This is a genomic window from Leifsonia aquatica H1aii, from assembly GCF_000633535.1.
GTDB classification, from domain to species: Bacteria; Actinomycetota; Actinomycetes; order Actinomycetales; family Microbacteriaceae; genus Leifsonia; species Leifsonia aquatica_A.
Genome location: NZ_AYMR01000071.1, coordinates 1 through 801, shown reverse-complemented (window position 1 = coordinate 801; position 801 = coordinate 1). Strand labels below are relative to the sequence as shown.

The following is an 801-nucleotide window of genomic DNA, read 5'->3' as shown; positions in this document are numbered from 1 at the left end:
TCGGCCACCGTCAGGGCGTCGGCTTATGTCGCTGTGCACCTGTTCTCGGCCCGGGTTACCCATGCTGGTGGCGTCATCATCGACGTGTCCGCTATCGACCGCAGTGACGTCACCCAGTGGGCCGCCTACCACGGCACCGACATCCAGGACGGTGAAGTCATCGTCTACAAAGCAGTCGATGACGATCTGAAGTCCGGGCGTGGTTTCGCCTACCCGATCGGTGAAACCGTCACCGCACCCGACTGGGACCCGCGCGATGCCTGCGGCAACGGCCTCCACCTGTCCCCGCGCCCACACCACGCCCGCTACTACTACAGCACCGCCACCCGGTTCCTCAAGTGCGCGGTGAAGCTCACCGACCTCACCATCATCGACGGCAACGGCACCAGCGTCCCCAAGCTGAAAGCGAAGACCGTGCGGGTACTCGCCGAGGTCGACATCGACGGAAACCCGATCGGCTAACCCATGGACTACCTACCCGAACCCGAAACACGAGCAGACAAAACACGCGCCAACCGAGACAACGCCCGCGCTCGCCGCAGCACCGTTGTTCTCGAAGCCCGGAAGACGAGCGGCGACAATCACCCGGACTTCGACGATCTGGCAGCCCTCCTCGCATTTGAAGCCGCGAACCCCGATTCCCGAGCGTCAGGCCCGAAGGAGTCGCGGATCCGGGAACGGTTCAACGTGACAGCGGCCCGCTACTACCAGCACCTCCGCTACCTCATCACGACCAACGAAGCCGCCGCACGCGAGATCGACCCCCATACGGTCAACCGGATCCTGCGCGTCATGGCTGCG

Annotated in this window: 2 protein-coding genes; both read left to right on the top strand. The window is 64.3% G+C overall.

Annotation, left to right across the window (positions count from 1 at the left end; genetic code table 11):
- Positions 1-462 (top strand): DUF7666 domain-containing protein (locus tag U870_RS23445; protein WP_205288812.1); only part of this gene is annotated, 462 nt, incomplete at its 5' end.
- Between the two features lie 3 nt (positions 463-465).
- Positions 466-801, top strand: a 336-nt coding sequence (locus tag U870_RS24165; protein WP_115644487.1) for a DUF3263 domain-containing protein, incomplete at its 3' end; no start/stop codon positions are given.